The organism is Rhodococcus kronopolitis, from assembly GCF_042654025.1.
Classification (GTDB): domain Bacteria; phylum Actinomycetota; class Actinomycetes; order Mycobacteriales; family Mycobacteriaceae; genus Rhodococcus_G; species Rhodococcus_G kronopolitis.
On sequence record NZ_JBHSFO010000015.1, the window covers coordinates 194,302 to 212,835 of the forward strand.

General features: G+C 70.8%; 17 protein-coding genes. 12 read left to right on the forward strand and 5 right to left on the reverse strand.

Going from position 1 to position 18,534, the window contains the following annotated elements; genetic code table 11:
- A complete protein-coding gene (locus tag ACFO6S_RS20430; RefSeq protein WP_378419802.1) occupies window positions 1-1,200 on the reverse strand; it encodes a cysteine desulfurase-like protein in 1,200 nt (399 codons plus the stop codon).
- Between the two features lie 158 nt (window positions 1,201-1,358).
- Between ACFO6S_RS20430 and ACFO6S_RS20435 the strand changes: the two genes are divergently transcribed.
- Window positions 1,359-1,922, forward strand: coding sequence for a bacterial proteasome activator family protein (locus ACFO6S_RS20435; protein ID WP_378419803.1), 564 nt, complete (start codon window positions 1,359-1,361; stop codon window positions 1,920-1,922).
- A 3-nt stretch (window positions 1,923-1,925) separates the two neighbouring features.
- Here the strand turns inward: ACFO6S_RS20435 and ACFO6S_RS20440 are convergent, their stop codons facing one another.
- On the reverse strand, window positions 1,926-3,185 hold the full coding sequence (locus ACFO6S_RS20440; protein ID WP_378419804.1) for a polysaccharide pyruvyl transferase family protein: 1,260 nt from the start codon (window positions 3,183-3,185) through the stop codon (window positions 1,926-1,928).
- Between the two features lie 152 nt (window positions 3,186-3,337).
- Between ACFO6S_RS20440 and wzm the strand changes: the two genes are divergently transcribed.
- The 3 genes from wzm to glfT1 are packed head-to-tail and all read left to right on the forward strand — an operon-like array spanning window position 3,338 to window position 5,885.
- On the forward strand, window positions 3,338-4,180 hold the full coding sequence (gene wzm, locus ACFO6S_RS20445; protein WP_378419805.1) for a galactan export ABC transporter permease subunit Wzm/RfbD: 843 nt from the start codon (window positions 3,338-3,340) through the stop codon (window positions 4,178-4,180).
- Window positions 4,181-4,191: 11 nt separating this feature from the next.
- A complete protein-coding gene (wzt, locus tag ACFO6S_RS20450; protein ID WP_378419806.1) occupies window positions 4,192-4,998 on the forward strand; it encodes a galactan export ABC transporter ATP-binding subunit Wzt/RfbE in 807 nt (268 codons plus the stop codon).
- Window positions 4,995-5,885 (forward strand): galactofuranosyltransferase GlfT1, encoded by an 891-nt coding sequence (gene glfT1 / locus ACFO6S_RS20455; RefSeq protein ID WP_378419807.1) that lies wholly within the window; start codon window positions 4,995-4,997, stop codon window positions 5,883-5,885. The genes wzt and glfT1 overlap by 4 nt, the downstream gene beginning before the upstream one ends.
- 79 nt (window positions 5,886-5,964) lie before the next feature.
- Here the strand turns inward: glfT1 and ACFO6S_RS20460 are convergent, their stop codons facing one another.
- Entirely contained in the window at window positions 5,965-7,821 is a 1,857-nt protein-coding gene (locus ACFO6S_RS20460) for a glycosyltransferase (protein ID WP_378419808.1), read from the reverse strand.
- Window positions 7,822-8,024: 203 nt separating this feature from the next.
- Here ACFO6S_RS20460 and ACFO6S_RS20465 point away from each other — a divergent pair, with 203 nt between their 5' ends.
- The 4 genes from ACFO6S_RS20465 to ACFO6S_RS20480 are packed head-to-tail and all read left to right on the forward strand — an operon-like array spanning window position 8,025 to window position 13,919.
- Window positions 8,025-10,166, forward strand: a complete 2,142-nt coding sequence (locus ACFO6S_RS20465; RefSeq protein ID WP_378419809.1) for a hypothetical protein — start codon at window positions 8,025-8,027, stop codon at window positions 10,164-10,166.
- 48 nt (window positions 10,167-10,214) lie between these two features.
- Window positions 10,215-11,909, forward strand: coding sequence for a hypothetical protein (locus ACFO6S_RS20470; protein ID WP_378419810.1), 1,695 nt, complete (start codon window positions 10,215-10,217; stop codon window positions 11,907-11,909).
- Window positions 11,910-11,964: 55 nt separating this feature from the next.
- Window positions 11,965-12,993, forward strand: a complete 1,029-nt coding sequence (locus ACFO6S_RS20475) for a glycosyltransferase (protein ID WP_378419811.1) — start codon at window positions 11,965-11,967, stop codon at window positions 12,991-12,993.
- 2 nt (window positions 12,994-12,995) lie between these two features.
- Window positions 12,996-13,919 carry an NAD-dependent epimerase/dehydratase family protein gene (locus tag ACFO6S_RS20480; RefSeq protein WP_378419812.1) on the forward strand — a complete coding sequence of 308 codons (924 nt, stop codon included), beginning with the start codon at window positions 12,996-12,998 and terminating at the stop codon, window positions 13,917-13,919.
- Between the two features lie 3 nt (window positions 13,920-13,922).
- Here the strand turns inward: ACFO6S_RS20480 and rfbB are convergent, their stop codons facing one another.
- The gene (gene rfbB, locus ACFO6S_RS20485) at window positions 13,923-14,930 is read right to left on the reverse strand and encodes a dTDP-glucose 4,6-dehydratase (RefSeq protein ID WP_378419813.1); all 1,008 of its coding nucleotides are present in this window, start codon (window positions 14,928-14,930) and stop codon (window positions 13,923-13,925) included.
- Window positions 14,931-15,033: 103 nt separating this feature from the next.
- On the opposite strand from rfbB, the gene rfbA reads away from it, so the two are divergent.
- Genes rfbA through ACFO6S_RS20505 form a run of 4 tightly spaced genes read left to right on the forward strand, consistent with a single transcriptional unit; the run spans window position 15,034 to window position 17,832 of the window.
- Window positions 15,034-15,909 carry a glucose-1-phosphate thymidylyltransferase RfbA gene (rfbA, locus tag ACFO6S_RS20490; protein WP_378419814.1) on the forward strand — a complete coding sequence of 292 codons (876 nt, stop codon included), beginning with the start codon at window positions 15,034-15,036 and terminating at the stop codon, window positions 15,907-15,909.
- A 2-nt stretch (window positions 15,910-15,911) separates the two neighbouring features.
- Entirely contained in the window at window positions 15,912-16,535 is a 624-nt protein-coding gene (locus ACFO6S_RS20495) for a dTDP-4-dehydrorhamnose 3,5-epimerase family protein (RefSeq protein WP_378419815.1), read from the forward strand.
- Window positions 16,535-17,005 (forward strand): GtrA family protein, encoded by a 471-nt coding sequence (locus ACFO6S_RS20500; RefSeq protein ID WP_378419816.1) that lies wholly within the window; start codon window positions 16,535-16,537, stop codon window positions 17,003-17,005. The genes ACFO6S_RS20495 and ACFO6S_RS20500 overlap by 1 nt, the downstream gene beginning before the upstream one ends.
- Window positions 17,002-17,832 (forward strand): glycosyltransferase family 2 protein, encoded by an 831-nt coding sequence (locus tag ACFO6S_RS20505; protein WP_378419817.1) that lies wholly within the window; start codon window positions 17,002-17,004, stop codon window positions 17,830-17,832. The genes ACFO6S_RS20500 and ACFO6S_RS20505 overlap by 4 nt, the downstream gene beginning before the upstream one ends.
- Window positions 17,833-17,865: 33 nt before the next feature.
- Here the strand turns inward: ACFO6S_RS20505 and ACFO6S_RS20510 are convergent, their stop codons facing one another.
- On the reverse strand, window positions 17,866-18,480 hold the full coding sequence (locus ACFO6S_RS20510; protein WP_378419818.1) for a pentapeptide repeat-containing protein: 615 nt from the start codon (window positions 18,478-18,480) through the stop codon (window positions 17,866-17,868).
- Between the last annotated feature and the right edge of the window lie 54 nt (window positions 18,481-18,534).

An 18,534-nucleotide genomic window follows, 5' to 3' on the forward strand; every position in this document is an offset into this window, starting at 1 on the left:
TCAGCCGAGCGAGGAGACGGCGCGCACCAGCTGATCGATCTCGTACCGGGTGGTGTACGGCGCCAGACCGATGGTGACCGCGCCGCCCTCGTCGTTGACGCCGAGAGAATCCAGCAGCCGGCTGCCGCGGCCACCGACCACGGTGCCGATCCGGTGTTCGGTGAAGTGCTGCGAGACCTTCTCCGCCGGGACGCCGTCGACCGTGAAGCTGATCGTCGGCACCCGGCTGGACGAGGTGCCGATCAGGGTCACCTGCGGCAGCCGGCGCAGCGCCGCCATCAGATAGTCGAAGAGCTGGTCCTGGTAGTCCTGCAGTGAACTGATGGACGTCTCGAGGCGCTCGCGACGCGACCCGCTGGCGGTCTCGTCCAGCCCGGCGAGGTAGTCGATCGACGCGGTCAGCCCGGCCAGCATCGCGTACTGGTGCCCGGCGATCTCGAGCCGCTCGGGGCCGCGGGCGTTCGGGTTCAGGGACACCCCGGGGATCCGGTCGATCAGGCCCGGGTCGCGGAACACCAGGGCGCCGACCTGCGGTCCGCCCCAGCTCGGCGCGTTCACCGCCAGGACGTCCGCCCCGAGTTCGTGGATGTCGACGTGTGCGTACGGTGCGGCGGCGATGGCGTCGGCCACCAACAGGCCGCCCATCTCGTGGGCGCGGTCCGCGGCGACCCGGACGTCCGGCGCCGAACCGACGATCGGCGAGGCGGCGGTCAACGCCACCAGCCGGGTGGTCGGCCCGATCAGCTCCGCGAACTGCCAACTGGGCAGCTCGCAGGTGTCGATCTCGACCTCGGCCCACCGCACCTGCGCGCCGTACCGGTTGGCCACCCGCAGCCACGGGGCGACGTTCGCCTCCTCGTCGAGCCGGGACAACACCACCCCGGTCCCCAGACCCAGCCTCGAGCTCAGCGCCTCGGCCAGCCAGGCCAGCAGCGACGACCGCTCCGGGCCCAGGACCACACCCGCCGGGTCCCCGCCGACCAGGTCCGCGACCGCCTCGCGAGCGGACTCGAGGATCGCGGCGCTGCGCTTGGCCGAGACGTGCCGGCCCGAGTGCGACGGGCCCGCACCGCGGAACGCCGTGGACACGGCCGTCGCGACGCTGTCCGGATGCTGCATTCCGGCCTGCGGATCGAGATGGATCCAGCCGTCTCCGAGTGACGGGATTAGTCCCCGCACCCGGGCGACGTCGTATGCCATGCCCGACAGCCTAAGACTTGGGGCCGGTCGCGGTGTGACGGGGATCGAACGTAGGGGACATGTCACATCAACTTGTGCGCTGGCACAAACCGGATGTCGCCGCGCGCGGGGCCCGCGGGAGAGGAGCGGAACCGACGCAGACCCGACAAGATGGACTCATGACCTCAGCGGAGAATGAACACATCGACGTGATCGGGCCCGACGGTCGCCCGGTGACCACACCCACGGCGAGCATCACGGCCGGATCCCCCAACCGTGACGGCACCACCACCACCGCCGACGACGCCGCCGACGCCGGGGAGTCGCTCGCGGACATGGTCGAGCAGCCGGCCAAGGTGATGCGGATCGGCACCATGATCAAGCAGCTGCTCGAGGAGGTCCGGGCCGCCCCGCTCGACGACGCCAGCCGCGCCCGGCTCCGGGAGATCCACCGGTCCTCGATCCGGGAGCTCGAACAGGGCCTGGCCCCCGAACTGCGGGACGAACTCGAACGCCTCACCCTGCCGTTCAGCGACGACTCGGTGCCCACGGACGCCGAGCTGCGGATCGCCCAGGCGCAGCTGGTCGGCTGGCTCGAGGGCCTGTTCCACGGCATCCAGACCGCGTTGTTCGCCCAGCAGATGGCCGCCCGTGCGCAGCTCGAGCAGATGCGCCAGGGGTCCCTGCCGCCCTCACTCGGGGGCGCGGCACACCAGGCGTCGGGGACCGGCCAGTACCTCTGACCGTCAGCGGCGGGCGCCGGGGTAGAGCGCGCGGGCCAGGGCGGCCTTCGCCTCACCCTGCCGCGCCACCACGGCCTCGGTGAACCCGCCTGCGGACGGCCGCGGCGGCACCGACTCGGCGCCGGCGTAGACCGGCCACCGGGAACCGAGCGCGACGAGCGAACCGTGCTTGACGTCGTAGTAGTCGGAGCCGGTGGCCAGGACGACCCCCGAGGCGCCGGCCGCGGCCGCGAGCAGGTGCGGGTGGAACCGGGTGGAGATCCAGGTCTGCCCGCTCCGCGCGGGCAGGCCGTCGCGCCACAGTTGGGTGAACGGGACGAAGTGGGCGCCGGGCAGCAGGTGGGCGATCCGGTCGAAGACCACCCGGTCGACGCCCGGTATGCCCTCGACCACCGTCACCTGCTCGCCGCGGACCGCCCAGCTCGCCAGCAGTCGGGCGGCGTACGCGGCCAACCGGTCTACGCCGTCGCCCGCTCCCTCGCCGACCGTGAGGTCCGACTGCAGGCACAGCACGAACTCGCGCGCGACGGCCGGGCCGGTGCTGTCGTAGACCGCGGCAGGCGCCGTGGCCAGCTGCAGCCAGGCGTCGTCACCGCTGGCACCGACCCCCGGCCGCGACGCGTCGAGCAGGGCCAGCGACTGGTCGTCCCGCACGTCGAACACCGTGAACTCGCCGGCCAGCGACCGCACGAGGTCGGCCCGCACCTCGTCCCCCACCGGGGTCAGCCCCTGCCCCGTCGCAACCGCCCGGCCGCCGCCCCGGGCGGCCACCTGCGCCGCGATGGCCAGCAGCGACAGGTGCTGCGGCCACACCGCGTTGAGGTAGCCGCCGCCGAGCAGGTGCACCGTGGTCGCGGTCTGCATCAGTTCGATGCCCGCCGCGACCGGGCACACCAGGCCGGGGTCGCCCACCGCCCGGCGGACGAACGCCGCCGCCTCCCACGCGGGCAGGTGGGCGGCCTGCGCGCACATCCGCCAGGCGGTGTCGACGAAGGTCAGCCGCGGGTGCAGCCCGCCGAGGAGCACCGCGGCCTGCCCCGGCGTGTGGCAGTCCAGCACCACGTCGACGTCGGGGCGGGCCTGCGCCAGGTAGGTCAGCCAGGCCCGCGCGATGAACTCGTCGCCGTAGTTGGGGGCGCCGCTCGGGGCGATCAGGTAGATCAGTTCCCGGCGGTCGGCCGGGGCGCCCGTCATCTCGCTGTCCACCGCCGCGGAACCGGCCGGGTCCGGGAGGAACCGACGCAGACGAGGGAAGGAGGCCATACCCGAGGGTACGAAACGCCCATCCCGGACGAACCGGTGGTACCGGACGACGCACCCGCGGCGGGGTGCATCGCCCGCCCGGGTTGGGTGCGCGGAGCGCCCCGCCGACGCCGGTACTGTGGGCGACTGTGGATCAAGCGACTTCGACACCTGTGAGCGAATCCCCGCCGCGTTCCGACTCGCAGACGTTCCGTCGCGCCTTCAAGGATCTGCGGGACGGCTTCGACCAACGCGAGCTGTGGCTGAGCCTGGGCTGGCAGGACATCAAGCAGCGCTACCGGCGGTCGGTGATCGGTCCGTTCTGGATCACCATCGCCACCGGCGTGCAGGCCACCGCCATCGGCATCCTCTACGCGGCGCTGCTGGACATGCCGCTGGACGAGTTCCTGCCGTACGTGACCGTGGGCCTGATCGTCTGGAACCTCATCAACGCCTCGATCATCGAGGGCTCGGAGGTGTTCGTCGCCAACGAGGGCCTGATCAAGCAGCTGCCGTCGGCGCTGAGCGTGCACGTCTACCGGCTGGTGTGGCGACAACTGCTGTTCTTCGCGCACAACCTGGTGATCTACGTGGTCATGGTCCTCGCCTTCGCGGTGTGGAAGGACCTGAGCTGGGCGTCGCTGGCGGCGATCCCCGCGATCGCGCTGATCGTGCTCAACGCCCTGTGGGTCTCGATCGTGTTCGGCATCTTCGCCACCCGCTACCGCGACATCGCGCCGATCCTGTCGTCGATGACGCTGCTGCTGTTCGTGCTCACGCCGATCATGTGGACGACGCAGAGCCTCGAGGCCCAGGGCGGCGCGGTCCGCGACCGCGCGAAGATCGCCGAGCTCAACCCGCTCTTCCACTACCTCGACATCGTCCGCGCCCCGATGATCGGGCAGCCGCAGCAGATGTACCACTGGTACATCGTCATCGCGATCACGGTGGTCGGCTGGGCCGTCGCACTGCTGGCGTTGCGCAAATACCGGGCCCGCGTGCCCTACTGGGTTTAGGGGCATCCGCAATGACACAGCACGTCAGTATCGACACGCACAACGCCTGCGTCGACTTCCCGATCTTCGACGCCAAGTCCCGCTCGATGAAGAAGGCCTTCCTCGGCAAGGCAGGCGGCGCCATCGGCCGCAACAGCTCGGACGTGGTGGTCGTCGAGGCGCTCAAGGACATCACTCTGTCCCTGAAGGAGGGTGACCGCGTCGGCCTGGTCGGCCACAACGGCGCCGGCAAGTCGACGCTGCTGCGGCTGCTCTCCGGCATCTACGAGCCCACCCGCGGATCCGCCCGGATCCGCGGCCGCGTCGCGCCGGTGTTCGACCTCGGCGTCGGCATGGACCCGGAGATCTCCGGCTACGAGAACATCATCATCCGGGGCCTGTTCCTCGGCCAGACCCGCAAGCAGATGCTCGCGAAGATGGACGAGATCGCGGACTTCACCGAGCTCGGCGAGTACCTGGACATGCCGCTGCGCACCTACTCCACCGGCATGCGGGTGCGCATCGCGATGGGCGTCGTCACCAGCATCGACCCCGAGATCCTGCTGCTCGACGAGGGGATCGGCGCGGTCGACGCGGAGTTCATGAAGAAGGCCCGGGTCCGGCTGCAGAAGCTGGTGGCCCGCTCGGGCATCCTGGTGTTCGCCAGCCACTCCAACGAGTTCCTGGCCCAGCTGTGCGACAGCGCGATGTGGATCGACCACGGCACGGTGCGCATGCACGGCGGGATCGAGGAGGTCGTCCGCGCCTACGAGGGTGACGACGCCGCCGACCACGTCCGGCACGTCATCGGCGAGCTGGAACGCGAGCAGAGCGCATGAGCGAGTCCCGCATCATCGGCGTCGTGGTCACCCACAGGCGCCGCGAACTGCTGGCCGAGTCCCTGCAGGTGCTGGCCGCCCAGACCCGGCCGCTCGACCACCTGGTGGTGGTCGACAACGCCGACGAGCCTGCGGTCCGCGAGCTGGTCGAGGGCAGCGCGATCGAGACCACCTACCTGGGCTCGAAGCACAACCTCGGCGGCGCAGGCGGGTTCGCCCTCGGCATGCTCTACGCGCTCTCGCTCGGCGCCGACTGGGTCTGGCTCGCCGACGACGACGGCCGGCCCGACGGCCCGGACGTGCTGGCCACCCTGCTGGACTGCGCGAGGCGGCACGGGCTGGCGCAGGTGTCCCCGGTGGTGTGCGACATCGACGACCCGGACCGGCTGGCGTTCCCGCTGCGCCGCGGCGTCGAGTGGCGGCGGCTGCGGTCCGAGCTGGGCAGCGAGGACCTGCTGCCGGGGATCGCGTCGCTGTTCAACGGCGCGCTGTTCTCCGCCGACGCGATCGACGCGGTCGGGGTTCCGGACCTGCGGCTGTTCGTGCGTGGCGACGAGGTGGAGGTGCACCGCCGGCTGGTCCGCTCCGGGCTGCCGTTCGGTACCTGCCTGCAGACCGCGTACGTGCACCCGAACGGCTCCGACGAGTTCAAGCCGATCCTCGGTGGCCGGATGCACACCCAGTACCCCGACAACGAGACGAAGCGGTTCTACACCTACCGCAACCGCGGCTACCTGATGGCCCAGCCCGGCATGCGGAAGCTGTTGCCGCAGGAGTACGCCCGGTTCGCCTGGTACTTCCTGGTCGACCGGCGTGACCCGGCCGGGTTCCGCGAGTGGATGCGGCTGCGCAAGCTCGGCCGGCAGGAGAAGTTCGAGCGGGCCTGACCCCCGTACGAAGAACGGCGGGCGGGTGTGGACGGAGTTCGTCGCACACCCGCCCGCCGTTTCCGGCTCGGGGGCTCGGCTACTCCTTGCCGTACAGGCGGGCCCAGTTCTCCCGGCTGGTGAGCTGCGGCATGGCGGCCCGGTAGCGGGCCGACACCGACGGCGCCTCCTTCTGGAAACGACGCAGCAGCTTGACCGTGCGGATCAGGAGCGCTCGTGCGGTCTCCTTGTCGCGCTGACGAATTCGCACACCCGACTGCGAGGCGTCGGTCACCACGACGTGGTCGAACTTCGAGATGTGCCACCAGTGCGCGTCCTCGCGCGGGATGTTGACCAGGCCACCGCGGGTGCGGCCGAACCACTGGTCCACCGCCCGCTTGGCCAGGATCGTCCGCATCAGGGACGGCTCGCCGCCGGCGCGCTCGGTCTTCATCTCGTTCGACGGCACCGGCGCGGTGGCGGCCGGGTGCTTGACCGTCTCGGGGTACGCCGCCCGCCCCTCGCGAATGGCGGCCATCGCCCGGATGCCGCCGTCCTGCAACGTCTCCGGGCCGTCGAGGAAGTCCTCGATGCCCTTCAGCGTGGTGAACGCGAGGCCGTACTGCATGCCGACGAGGAACTCGGAGATCTGCCGGAAGAACTGACGGGACAGGCCCTTGGTGTCGAGGTCGCTGTGCAGCGACCCGACGACCAACGAGTTCCGGGTGCTGAAGTAGCGCGCCCAGTCGTCGAAGTCCTTCCAGTAGAAGTCCGCATGCCACACCGCGGCGTTGGGCAGGGTCACCGTCACGTAGCCGGCCTCGCGGGCCCGGATGCCGTACTCGACGTCGTCCCACTGGAAGAAGATCGGCACCGGCAGGCCGATCTTCGCGACCACCTCGGCGGGGATCAGGCAGGTCCACCACGCGTTGTAGCCCGCGTCGACCCGGCGCTCCTGACGCTTCTTGAGCATGCTCGTGTTCAGCAGCGCCTTCGCCACCCGCTGGCCGTGCTGCAGGGTCGCGAGGTTCACGTCCTCGGCGCCGACGTTGAGGTAGTCGGGGTTGAGCAGGTACATCATCTGCGCGCCGACCAGGGTGGGCTCGACGGTCATGTTCGCAAAGGCGTTGAGACGCAACACCGTCTCCGGCTCACACAGGATGTCGTCGTCCATCAGGATCACGTCGGCGTCCGGGGCGCCGTCCGCGCTCGCCTCGAACAGCCCGCGGCTGAAGCCGCCGGCCCCGCCGAGGTTCGGCTGGCGCAGGTACTTCAGCTTGTCACCGAGGGCGGCGGACGCCTCGACGAACCGGTCCCGGTCGCGGACCAGGTCGGTGCCCTGGTCCACCACGTACACCGAGCTGATCAGCTCGCGCACCGTCGCGTCCGAGGCCAGCGCGGACACCGTCTCGGCGCAGTCGTCGGCACGGTTGAACGTGCAGATCGCCACGGACACCGGGCGCACCGTCTCCGGCGCCGCCACCGTCCAGGCGAGGTTGTCAATGTCGAGGGCGGCGTCGATGGCGTCCACCTCGAGCCACAGCGCGCCGCCGTCGACGAACTTGTCGAGCGGCGAGGTCACGGACACCTCGCCGGTTCCGGAGCCGTCCACGGTCTCGAGGATGCGGCGGTGACCGGCGATGTCCGAGGCGACCAGTCGCACCCGGTAGCGGCCGTCGCCGGTGAGGCGCAGCGCGGCCCGAACCTCGGCGACGTCGGTCCACCGCTGCCAGTAGCTCGCGGCGAAACGCCCGAAGTATGTGTTGGTGCTCACCCTGGCACCCTTGGCCAGCGTGGCGCGATGGCGCTGCCGCTCGCCGGTTCCCTTGGTGAACTCCAGGTAGAGGTCGTCGTTGACGATCGGCGACATGCCGACGAAAACGCCTCGTTGGACCACCAGAAGCCGCTCCGCGGCCTGCCCGTTCATCGACGTCTCCGCCTTGACCTGCTCGGGCATCTGTGCCCCACCGCCGCTCTCGATCTCGCCGTCACTGTCACCGTGCAGGGTATCCGAGGTGCAATTGGCTCCGTAACCGGAGAACTCGACTCGGTTACTGTCACTGAGCACCTGCCCCGCCACCTGGAGATCCTGTGACACACGTACTGCCCGCGCCCACGCGTCGGGAACGCTGGACATGGGGCGCAGTGATCCCCGCGGTCGTGAGCCTGGGGTTCCTGATGATCGTCAGCGTCGACCCGCGGTACTTCTACGCGGACGACACCGAGTCCGGCGCGGTCGGGAACTGGCTGCAGCTCGGCCACCTGATGCGCGAGGGCCAGTTCCCCTCGCTGGTCCTGGACCAGTGGATGGCGGGCAACTATCCGGTCGAGGGCCAGGGCGGACTGTGGAACCCGGTCCAGATCTTCATCAATTACATCGCGCCGTCGGTCGACAACATGGCACTGCTCGCGACCCTGGTCAAGCTCGCCTTCGCGATCCTGCTCGGCTGGGGCGTGTACCGCGTCGCCCTCGAGTACGGGGCCCGTCCGCCGTGGGCCGCGCTCGCAGGCGCCGCGGTGCCGTTCGCCGGTTTCACCATGTACTTCGAGTACCCGTCCTGGGTGACGTCGCTGATCGGCATGGCCTGGGTGGTGCAGGCATGGGCCAGCGGCATCCGGTACGCCCGCGGACGCTCCGGCCCGATTCCGGTCTTCGTGTTCCTCTATCTCGCCATCAGCGTCGGCTACGTCCACGCGGCGCTGATGGCGGGCGTGACGGTCGGCGCCCTGATGATCGGCGAGTACGTCTACCGGCCGCAGTGGCGCACGACGGTCAAGCTCGCCGCGGTCGGCGTCTCGGCCGCCGCCTGCGGCGCGATCACCTTCCTGCCCGGGCTGCTGACATCCTCGGTCACCTGGCGGACCGGCGAGGAGGGCGCCCTCAACGACAACTTCCTCACCGCGCCGTGGTCGGAGACGCTGACGGCGAGCATCCCGTCGTCCGTCAGCGCCATCGAGTCCTGGACCGGCGAGACGACCACCGCGCCGATCACCTACATCGCGTGGTTCGCGGTTCCGGCGCTGGCCTTCGTCGCCTGGCGGGCGGCCCAGTCCTCGCTGCGCGAGCTGGTCACCCCGCTGGTGCTGCTGGTCTTCATCCTGCTGTTCACCGCGGGCCCGAGCGACATCGGTCAGATTCGCTGGCCTGCGCGTCTGCTGCCGTTCGTGGCCGTCTTCTCGATGGTCCTGCTCGCCGTGCTGCTCAGCCGCTTCGGCACGCTGCGACCGCTCCGGGCGCGGCTGGTCGCCGCCGCGCTGATCGTGCTGGTGCTGGTGATCCGCGCCAGCTCCGCGGGCCCGCAGTACTTCGGCCGGCACCTGATGTGGGGCGTGGCGATCCTCGCGGTCGGCGCCGTCGCCCTGTACCTGGGCCGGCGGTTCGGGGCGGAGGCCCTGGTCGGGCTGCTGATCCTGACCATCGCCCCGATCGCGATGTACCAGGTGATGACGTATCCGCAGGCGCTGAACAAGTGGTACCTGCCGACCAGCCAGGCGGACGCCAAGGCGAACTTCCCCGACTTCGAGGGCACCACGCTGCAGCTCGGCAAGCGGGCGCTGACCAAGATCGACGAGGAGACCCCCGACCGGCCGTGGACCTCGCAGGTGTACGGCAACTACGCCAAGGACCTCGACCTCGACTACGTCAACGCCTACACACCCGTCGGGCACGCCGCCTTCGCCTCGCTGCTGTGCATGGGTTTCGACGGTTCCACCTGCCCCGACGCGTACGGCAACGTCTTCCGCGTCGACCAGTACACCGGCCGGACCCACGCCGACCTGATGCGGCTCGACCGGGTGGTCCTGCAGCGCAAGCAGTACCCGGACGCCGACGCCCACCCGGCGCCGGCCGGCTGGCACTGGGCGCCGGTCCCGGAGGTCGCGAAGGGCCAGATCTACATCCTCGAACGAGACGGCGGACCCGTCTCCGGTCAGGCCGGACGGGTGTCCGCGACGGTGAACGCGACGGCGGAGCCCGAGTACACGAGCGTGACCTCCGAGCGGGTGCGGGTGAGCTCGGAGCTCGGCGGCAGCGTGGTCTTCGCACGGCTCGCGTGGCCGGGGTACACCGCGACCCTGAACGGCGAGCCGCTGACGACGAAGGGGCTGGGCGGGACCTTCCTGTACGTCGACCTGCCGCCCGGGACGCACGACGCGGAGCTGGTGATCAACTTCCGGCCGCCGGGCCAGCGGCTCGGGTTCGCCGCCATGGGATTCGGGCTGGTGCTGCTCGCCGCCCTGACCGTCCTGTACTACCGCGACCGTCGACGCGAGAAGCCTGGTGGGAGCGGCCAACTCCGGTGATAGTGTCCGCTCGCGCCGCCGCGAGGGAACCGGCCGGAAAGGTCTTCCATGAGTCGAACGCCCGCCCCTGACCTCGGGACGGCACCGGTCAGCGAGCCACCCCTCGTGGCGCCGGGTGCGTCGGCACCCACGGGTCGGACCGTCTGGGTGCTGCTCGCCGCGGCGGGTCTGCTGGGCGTGCTCGTGCCGCTGACGCTGGCGGTGGTCACCGGCGGCCTGTCCATTCCGCACAACGACGCGTGGTCCTACAGCCGGATCGCGCAGACCTTCGGGTCCGACGGCCGCATCGAACTGCTCGGCTGGAACCGGTCGGCGCTGTTCGGGCAGTTCGTGGTGCTGGGGCCGCTCGCCCGTTCGTTGGTCGTCCAGCATCTCTTCGTCGCCGCGCTGGGTGTGGTCGCGCTCGCGGCGGTGTACGACCTGGTCGTCACCGCGGCGGGGCGGACCCGGGCCGCGTTCGCCGTGCTCACAGTCGCGGTCTGGCCCGGATTCGGGCTGCTGACCACGAGTTTCATGCTCGACGTGCCCGCGATGGCGGCGATCATGGTCTGCCTCGCGGTCGGACGGCGGGCGCTGCGGAACCGGTCGGCGGTGCTGCTGGCGCTCTCGATCGGTGCCGGGCTCTGGGGTTTCACCATCCGCGAGCAGGCGCTCGCCGCACCCGCGGCGGTGCTGCTCGTCGCCGCGGCGGCCGCGTGGCGCTCGCGAAGTCGTCGGGCCTGGGCCGTGACGGTCTGCGCGGGCGCGGCCCTCGGCGCGGCGATCGTCGGGTTCGAGCTGTGGCGCCAGTCCTACGGCGCCGGCGACCCGCCGGTGGTGGCGGTGCCGGAGAGCCTGACGAAGGTCGGCGCGACCGTCCTGGTCCAGGGCTACTTCGTGCTCGCGCTGGCCGCGGCGCCGGCGGTGCTGCTGGTCGCCCGGCCCTGGCGGTGGGGACGGGGCGCGCTCCTGGCCGCGGCGGCGGCCGCGGCGGTCGCGGCGGGCGCCGTGCTGCACTTCGGCAGGCAGGGCTTCTTCGTCGGCAACTACCTCGACCCGGCCGGACCGTACTGGGCCGCGGGCAACGGCCGTCCGCCCGCGATCTTCCCGAGCCCCGTGTGGACCCTCGTGGTGGCGCTCGCGTGCGTCTCCGGGGTGCTGCTCGCCGGCGTCCTGGTGCGGCAGTTCCGCCGGGTCGACCCGGTGTTGGGGACCTTCGTGGCGCTGATGGTGCTGGGGAACCTCGCCAGCGCGCTGTCGGGCCAGAACCTGTTCGACCGCTACTGGCTGCTGGTGCTGCCGCCGCTGCTCGCGATGGTGCTGGCCGAGCGGCCGGAACGCCCCGCGACCGGGTCGCCGCGCCCGACCGCCGCCCGGATCGCCGGGAAGGTGCCCGCCGGGGCCGCGCTCGCCGGGTTGGCGGCCTTCTCGACGGCGGTCACCGCGGCCGGTTTCGCCTACGACGCCGCCCGCTGGGACGCGGCCGAGGCCATCGTGGCCACCGGCGTGCCCGCCACCGACGTCAACGCCGGGCTGGAGTGGAACGGCTATCACTCGGCCGTGGGCATGTCGCCGCCGGGATCGTGGAAGTTCCCCGGCAACCGGTCCTGCCACCTGGTGACCGTCGGCCAGCAGCCGGACCGGGCGGCCGAGTCGGTGTGGACCTACCGGCCGTTCCTGATCGCGGGCACGGCCCGGTTGTGGGTCTACGGCGACGGCTGCCCGCCGCCGCCCGAGGCGGACGAATCGGTCACCACCCGGTGACGTCGCCGAGCGGCCTGGCGGGGTGGAGGCCCGCCGCCGAGTAAACTCCCCCGCTGTGACCACCGAAAACACCCGACCGTCGGTGCAGCCGCACCGAATCTCCGTCGTGGTGCCGGTGTACCAGGGCGAACGCACCCTCGACGCGCTGATCGAGGAGATCCGGCCGCTGACCACCACCACGACCACGCCCGGCGGGCGTCCGATGGTGGTCGAGGAAGTCCTGCTCGTCTTCGACCACGGCCCCGACGACTCCGCCGCGGTGATCCGGGCGCTGGCGAAACAGCACGAGTTCATCCGTCCCATCTGGCTCAGCCGCAACTTCGGACAGCACCCGGCCACCCTCGCGGGCATGGCGTCGAGCGGCGGCGAGTGGGTCGTGACCATGGACGAGGACGGTCAGCACGACCCGGCGGACATCGGCGGCCTGCTCGACACCGCCCTCGACCAGCAGGCGACCCTGGTCTACGCCCAGCCGGTCAACCCCGCGCCGCACGGCGCCCTGCGCAACGCCGCGTCGAAGTCGTCCAAGTGGCTCACCACCAAGATCCTGTCCTCCGAGAACTCGGTGAAGTACCAGAGCTTCCGCCTGGTGCTCGGCGAGGTCGGCCGCTCGGTGGCCGCGTACGCGGGCTCGGAGGCCTACCTCGACGTGGCCCTCGGCTGGATCGCAGGCGAGGTGACCACCAGCCCGGTCCGGCTCCGCGACGAGCGGGGCCGCGCGTCCGGCTACCACCTGCGCAGCCTGCTCTCGCACTTCTGGCGGATGGTCCTCTCCAGCGGCACCAAGGGCCTGCGGATGGTGAGCCTGATCGGCTTCCTGTTCGCCGTCTGCGGCCTGGCCATCGTGCTGTACGTGCTGGTGTCGTACCTGTTCTTCGACGCAGGCGCCGAGGTCCGGGGCTGGGCGTCGACCATGATCGTGATGCTGTTCGGGTTCGGCGCGGTGCTGTTCTCGCTCGGGGTGATCGCCGAGTACGTCGGCGTCGCGGTGAAGACCGCGATGGGCAAGCCGCCGTACCTGATCGTCAGTGACCCCGCGGCCGGCCCCCTCGGCCGACGCGACCGCACACCGGCGACCGAGTAGCCATGACCCCCACCTGGGTCGTCGGCAGCGGCGGACTCCTCGGCCGCGCAGTCACCCGGGATCTGCGGCGACGCGGCGACGAGCCGCGCACCAGCTCGGTGCCGTGGAGTCGGCCGGACGAGGCCCGGGAGGTCCTGCTCGCCGACGCACGACGGCTGACCCGGGACGCCGACGGCGGCCCGTGGCGGCTGGCCTGGTGTGCAGGCGCCGGCGTCAACGGCACCAGCAGCGCCGAGTTCGCCGGGGAGAACGCGCTGATGAAGGCCGTGCTCGACGAACTGGCCGAGACGGGCGCGGGCGGCGGCACCGTCTTCCACGCGTCGTCCGCGGGCGGGGTGTACGCCGGGGCGGCCGGGGCGCCGCACACCGAGGCCAGCGACACCGCGCCGCTCGGCGACTACGGCTGGGCGAAGCTCGACGCGGAGGCGATCGTGCGGGAGTTCGGCGCCCGGACCGGCACCCGGGTGGTGGTCGGCCGCGTCGCGAACCTCTACGGGCCGGGGCAGAACCTGCGCAAGCCGCAGGGGCTGATCTCCCACCTGTGCCGCGGCTACCTGATGTCGACGCCGATCTCGATCTACGTGCCGATGGACACCCTGCGCGACTACGTCTACGTCACCGACGCCGCGGGGATGGTCGTCGACAGCTTCGCGCGGGCCGAGCGCGAGCAGTCGGGCGTGGTGACCAAGATCTACGCCTCCGGCCGCAGCGTCAGCATCGGCGCGATCCTCGGCGCCTGCCACACGGTGTTCCGCAGGCGTCCCAACGTGGTGCTGGCCAGCTCGCCGCTCGCCGCCGCCCAGGCCCGCGACCTGCGCCTGCGGTCGGTGGTGTGGACGGACCTGGACGAGCGCGAGCATCGGCCGCTGCCGGCAGGCATCGCGTCGACGCTGGACTCGATCCGCCGCGGCATGGCCGCCCGGTAGCGGTCAGCCGGTGGTCTTCTCGCCCGCCGCGAGGTAGGCCCGCTCGGTGGCGTCCTTCTGCGGTCGCCACCACTGCTCGTTCTCGCGGTACCAGCCGACCGTCGCCTCGAGGCCGCTGCGGAAGTCGCGGTAGCGCGGCGCCCAGCCGAGTTCCTCGCGCAGCATCGTCGAGTCGATGGCGTAGCGCATGTCGTGGCCGGGCCGGTCGGTGACGAAGTCGAAGGCGTCGGGGCGCTGCCCGAGCACCTCGAGGATGGTCTCCATCACGGTGCGGTTGTCGACCTCGCCGTCCGCGCCGATCAGGTACGTCTGCCCGATCCGGCCGCCGTCGACGATCGCCCACACCGCGCTGTTGTGGTCGTCGACGTGGATCCAGTCCCGCACGTTCAGCCCGTCGCCGTACAGCCTGGGCCGCAGGCCGGCCAGGACGTTGGTGACCTGACGCGGAATGAACTTCTCCACGTGCTGGTACGGGCCGTAGTTGTTCGAGCAGTTCGACAGCGTCGCGCGGACCCCGAACGAGCGGGTCCAGGCGCGCACCAGCATGTCGCTCGACGCCTTGGTCGAGGAGTACGGGCTGGACGGGTTGTACGCCGTGGACTCGGTGAACCGCTCCGGGTCGTCGAGCTCGAGGTCGCCGTACACCTCGTCGGTGGAGATGTGGTGGTAGCGGACGTCGTGCTTGCGGACCGCCTCCAGCAGCGTGACCGTGCCGACGATGTTGGTCTGCACGAAGGGCCAGGGGTTGCTCAGCGAGTTGTCGTTGTGCGACTCGGCGGCGAAGTGGACGACCAGGTCGGAATTGCCGACCAGCTCGTCGACCAGGGCCGCGTCGGTGATGTCGCCGTGCACGAAGCGGATCCGGTCCGCGACCGGGTCCAGCGACGACCGGTTGCCTGCGTAGGTCAGCGCGTCGAGGACGGTGACCTCGGCATCGGGCCGCTCCGCGACCGTCTGGTGCACGAAGTTGGCGCCGATGAAGCCCGCCCCACCGGTGACGAGAACCCGCATCAATGCCTCCACAACGCCGAACCGGACGATCCACTCGTACGGCCCCGCACGATACCGTGCGGGGGAGATTTGTTTCTCCCGCGAACACTGGAACACTTCGGGCATGCGCGGAATCATCCTGGCAGGCGGCACGGGTTCACGGCTGCACCCGATCACCCTCGGCGTGAGCAAACAACTGGTGCCCGTCTACGACAAGCCGATGATCTACTACCCGCTGAGCACCCTGATGCTGGCCGGTATCCGCGACATCCTGATCATCACGACCGCCGAGGACGCGCCGCAGTTCCAACGCCTGCTCGGGGACGGCTCGCAGTACGGCGTCAGCCTCACCTACCGGGTACAGCACGAACCGAACGGCCTCGCCCAGGCGTTCGTCCTCGGCACCGACCACATCGGGTCCGACTCGGCGGCCCTGGTGCTCGGCGACAACATTTTCTACGGGCCCGGCCTGGGCAGCAAGCTCACCCGGTTCGAGAAGATCGACGGCGGCGCCGTGTTCGCGTACTGGGTGTCCGACCCCTCCGCGTACGGCGTGATCGAGTTCGACCGGGAGGGCCGCGCGGTCTCGCTCGAGGAGAAGCCGGCCGCGCCGCGCTCCAACTACGCGGTCCCCGGCCTCTACTTCTACGACAACGACGTCGTCTCCATCGCCCGGGACCTCAAGCCGTCCGACCGCGGCGAGTACGAGATCACCGACGTCAACCGCGCGTACCTCGAGGCCGGCCGCCTGCAGGTGGAGGTGCTGCCGCGTGGGACCGCCTGGCTCGACACCGGTACCTTCGACTCGCTGCTCGACGCCTCCAACTACGTGCGCACCATCGAGGAGCGTCAGGGGTTGAAGATCGGCGCACCCGAGGAAGTCGCGTGGCGGCACGGTTTCATCACCGACGACGAGCTGCGGGTGCGCGCCGAGCAGCTGCTCAAGTCCGGCTACGGACGCTACCTGCTCGGCCTGCTCGAGCGCGGCAAGGACTGGTGATGATGACGGAATCGAAGACGGCGGCTGGGCCCGCGTCCCAGTACCGGGAGTTGACGGTGCCCGGCGCCTGGGAGTTCACCCCCAGGCAGTTCGGCGACGACCGCGGGGTGTTCCTCGAGTGGTTCCGCGAACCTGGCTTCTCCGAGGTCACCGGGCGCAGCCTCGACCTGCAGCAGGCCAACTGCTCGGTCTCCGCGGCAGGCGTCCTGCGCGGCGTCCACTTCGCGGACGTGCCGCCCGGCCAGGCCAAGTACGTGACGTGCGTCAAGGGCGCGGTGCTCGACGTCGCGGTCGACCTGCGCGTCGGCTCGCCGACCTTCGGCCAGTGGGACTCGGTCCTGCTCGACGACGTCGACCGTCGCGCGATCTTCCTGTCCGAGGGTCTCGGTCACGCCTTCGTGTCGCTCGAGGACGACTCCACCGTCGTCTACCTGTGCTCCACCAGCTACGCGCCGGAACGTGAGCACGGCGTGCACCCGCTCGATCCCGACCTGGCGATCGACTGGCCGACGGTCGCGCGAGACGGCTCCCCGCTGACCCTCACCCTGTCCGACAAGGACACCGTGGCGCCGTCCCTGGCCGCCGCGATCGCCACCGGGCTGCTGCCCACGTTCGGCGAAGGCTGATGCCGCGGCAGAACTCGACGGCCCAGCCGGTCGCAGGCATGACCGGCAGTCCCGGCCCGCTGATGCGCGTGGTCAAGAACCAGGGGCTGGCGTTCCTGCTGGTCGGTGGCGTCAACACGGTGCTCGGCACCGCCTGGTTCGTCGTCTGGCAGCTCGCCCTCGGCGACCAGCTGGGCTACCACTTCGCCATCGTCGCCGGCTACCTGTGCAACGTGCTGTGCGCCTTCGCCATGTACCGCTACCTGGTCTTCGAGGTGCGCGGACACTTCATGCGGGACTTCTGGCGGTTCGTGGTGGTGAACTCGGGCGCGTTCGCCGTCAACCTCGCCCTGATGACCGTCGCCGTGACCGTGCTGGACTTCCCGCCCATCCCGTCGCAGCTGGTGATCACCGCGATCACCGCGACGGCCAGCTTCTTCGGCTATCGCGACTTCTCGTTCAGTAGGAAGAAGAGAACAGGTACCTCATGACCCCGCGTGTTTCCGTCGTCGTCCCGGCCTACAACAACGCCGACTACCTCGCCGAGACGATCGACTCCATCCTGAACCAGACGTTCGAGGACTTCGAGCTGATCATCGCGGACCACTCGTCCACCGACGGGACCATGGCGGTGATGCAGCGGTACGCCGACGACCCCCGGGTGCAGCTGCTGACCACCGAGGCGGGCGGCGGCGCCAAGCGAAACTGGGACCGGGTCAGCAAGGCCGCCACCGGCGAGCTGCTGAAGCTGGTCTGCGGGGACGACACCATCTACCCGACCTGCCTGGCCGAACAGGTGGCCGCCTTCGACGCGCACCCGAGCGTGGTGCTGGTCGCCGCGCAGCGCAAGCTGGTCGACGCGACCGGCCGGACGGTGCTCTCCGCCCGCGGTCTCGCCGGACTGAAGGGCCTGGTGTCCGGGCGCGACGCCGCCCGCCGCACGGTGACCGCAGGCGCCAACATCTTCGGCGAGCCCGGGTGCGTGCTGATGAAACGTTCCGCTCTCGAGTCCATCGGCTGGTGGGACGACACCAACCCGTACGTGATCGACGAGGCCACCTACACCGGCGTCGCCCTGCAGGGCGACGTCTACGCGATCGCGAAGCCGCTGGCGTCGTTCCGGGTCAACGCCGGTCAGTGGAGCGTGCGGCTGGCCAAGCAGCAGGCCGGCCAGGTCGCCGCGTTCCACCGGGCGCTGCGCGAGTCCGATCCCACCCTGCTCTCGGCGATGGACGTCCGGATCGGCGACGCCCGCGCGCTCGCGACCTCGTTCATGCGGCGCGCGGTGTACATGGTGCTGCGCCGCCGGATGGGCTGAGCCCGACCGGCGACGCAGCGAATCGGTTTCGGGTCAGATGGCGAGCGAGCCGACGCCGACGGACCCGACCCCGGTGACCAGCGAGCCGGTGTTCCCCGAGCCGGTGTTGCTCGAGCCGGTGTTCGCCGAGCCGACGTTGGTGGAGCCGGTGTTCGCGATCCCGACGTTGCCGGAGCCGGTGTTCGCCGACCCCACGTTGCCGGACCCGGTGTTCGCCGACCCCACGTTGGCGGAGCCGGTGTTCGCCGACCCCACGTTCTGCGACCCGGTGTTGTTGGAACCGGTGTTGTAGGAGCCGGTGTTGTCGGGGCCGAGGTTGTTCGACCCGAAACTGCTGCCGCCGCCCTCGGATCCGGACGAGCCCATGCTGCCCGCCACGTCGCGGCACGGCAGCAGGCCGGCGATGTCCTCCGGCGCGAGCGACCGGACGGCCACCGCGACATCGGAGAGCCCGAGTTCGGCGCACGACGGACCGGTGGCCGCGACGTTCGCCGCGTGCGCCTGGATCAGCTCGCTCACCGGGTCCGCGTTGGCGATGCCGCCGGATCCCACCGCGAAGGCCGCGAGCGTGGAGGCGGCGGCGAGCGTGGTCACCGTCGCGACGCGGGAGGCCAACCGGCGTGGTCTGCGGACAGTCTTGAAGTTCATGGAGTGCTCCATCCTGGCCGGAACGGCCACAGCTTCGGAACGTGCCTCGACAAG

Bases quoted from the DNA above. Each gene is read 5' to 3' on its own strand.
- ACFO6S_RS20430 (WP_378419802.1), bottom strand. From the start codon at position 1,200: ATGGCATACGACGTCGCCCGGGTGCGGGGACTAATCCCGTCACTCGGA.
- ACFO6S_RS20435 (WP_378419803.1), top strand. From the start codon at position 1,359: ATGACCTCAGCGGAGAATGAACACATCGACGTGATCGGGCCCGACGGT.
- ACFO6S_RS20440 (WP_378419804.1), bottom strand. From the start codon at position 3,185: ATGGCCTCCTTCCCTCGTCTGCGTCGGTTCCTCCCGGACCCGGCCGGT.
- wzt (WP_378419806.1), top strand. From the start codon at position 4,192: ATGACACAGCACGTCAGTATCGACACGCACAACGCCTGCGTCGACTTC.
- glfT1 (WP_378419807.1), top strand. From the start codon at position 4,995: ATGAGCGAGTCCCGCATCATCGGCGTCGTGGTCACCCACAGGCGCCGC.
- ACFO6S_RS20460 (WP_378419808.1), bottom strand. From the start codon at position 7,821: ATGCCCGAGCAGGTCAAGGCGGAGACGTCGATGAACGGGCAGGCCGCG.
- ACFO6S_RS20470 (WP_378419810.1), top strand. From the start codon at position 10,215: ATGAGTCGAACGCCCGCCCCTGACCTCGGGACGGCACCGGTCAGCGAG.
- ACFO6S_RS20480 (WP_378419812.1), top strand. From the start codon at position 12,996: ATGACCCCCACCTGGGTCGTCGGCAGCGGCGGACTCCTCGGCCGCGCA.
- rfbB (WP_378419813.1), bottom strand. From the start codon at position 14,930: ATGCGGGTTCTCGTCACCGGTGGGGCGGGCTTCATCGGCGCCAACTTC.
- rfbA (WP_378419814.1), top strand. From the start codon at position 15,034: ATGCGCGGAATCATCCTGGCAGGCGGCACGGGTTCACGGCTGCACCCG.
- ACFO6S_RS20495 (WP_378419815.1), top strand. From the start codon at position 15,912: ATGACGGAATCGAAGACGGCGGCTGGGCCCGCGTCCCAGTACCGGGAG.
- ACFO6S_RS20500 (WP_378419816.1), top strand. From the start codon at position 16,535: ATGCCGCGGCAGAACTCGACGGCCCAGCCGGTCGCAGGCATGACCGGC.
- ACFO6S_RS20505 (WP_378419817.1), top strand. From the start codon at position 17,002: ATGACCCCGCGTGTTTCCGTCGTCGTCCCGGCCTACAACAACGCCGAC.
- ACFO6S_RS20510 (WP_378419818.1), bottom strand. From the start codon at position 18,480: ATGAACTTCAAGACTGTCCGCAGACCACGCCGGTTGGCCTCCCGCGTC.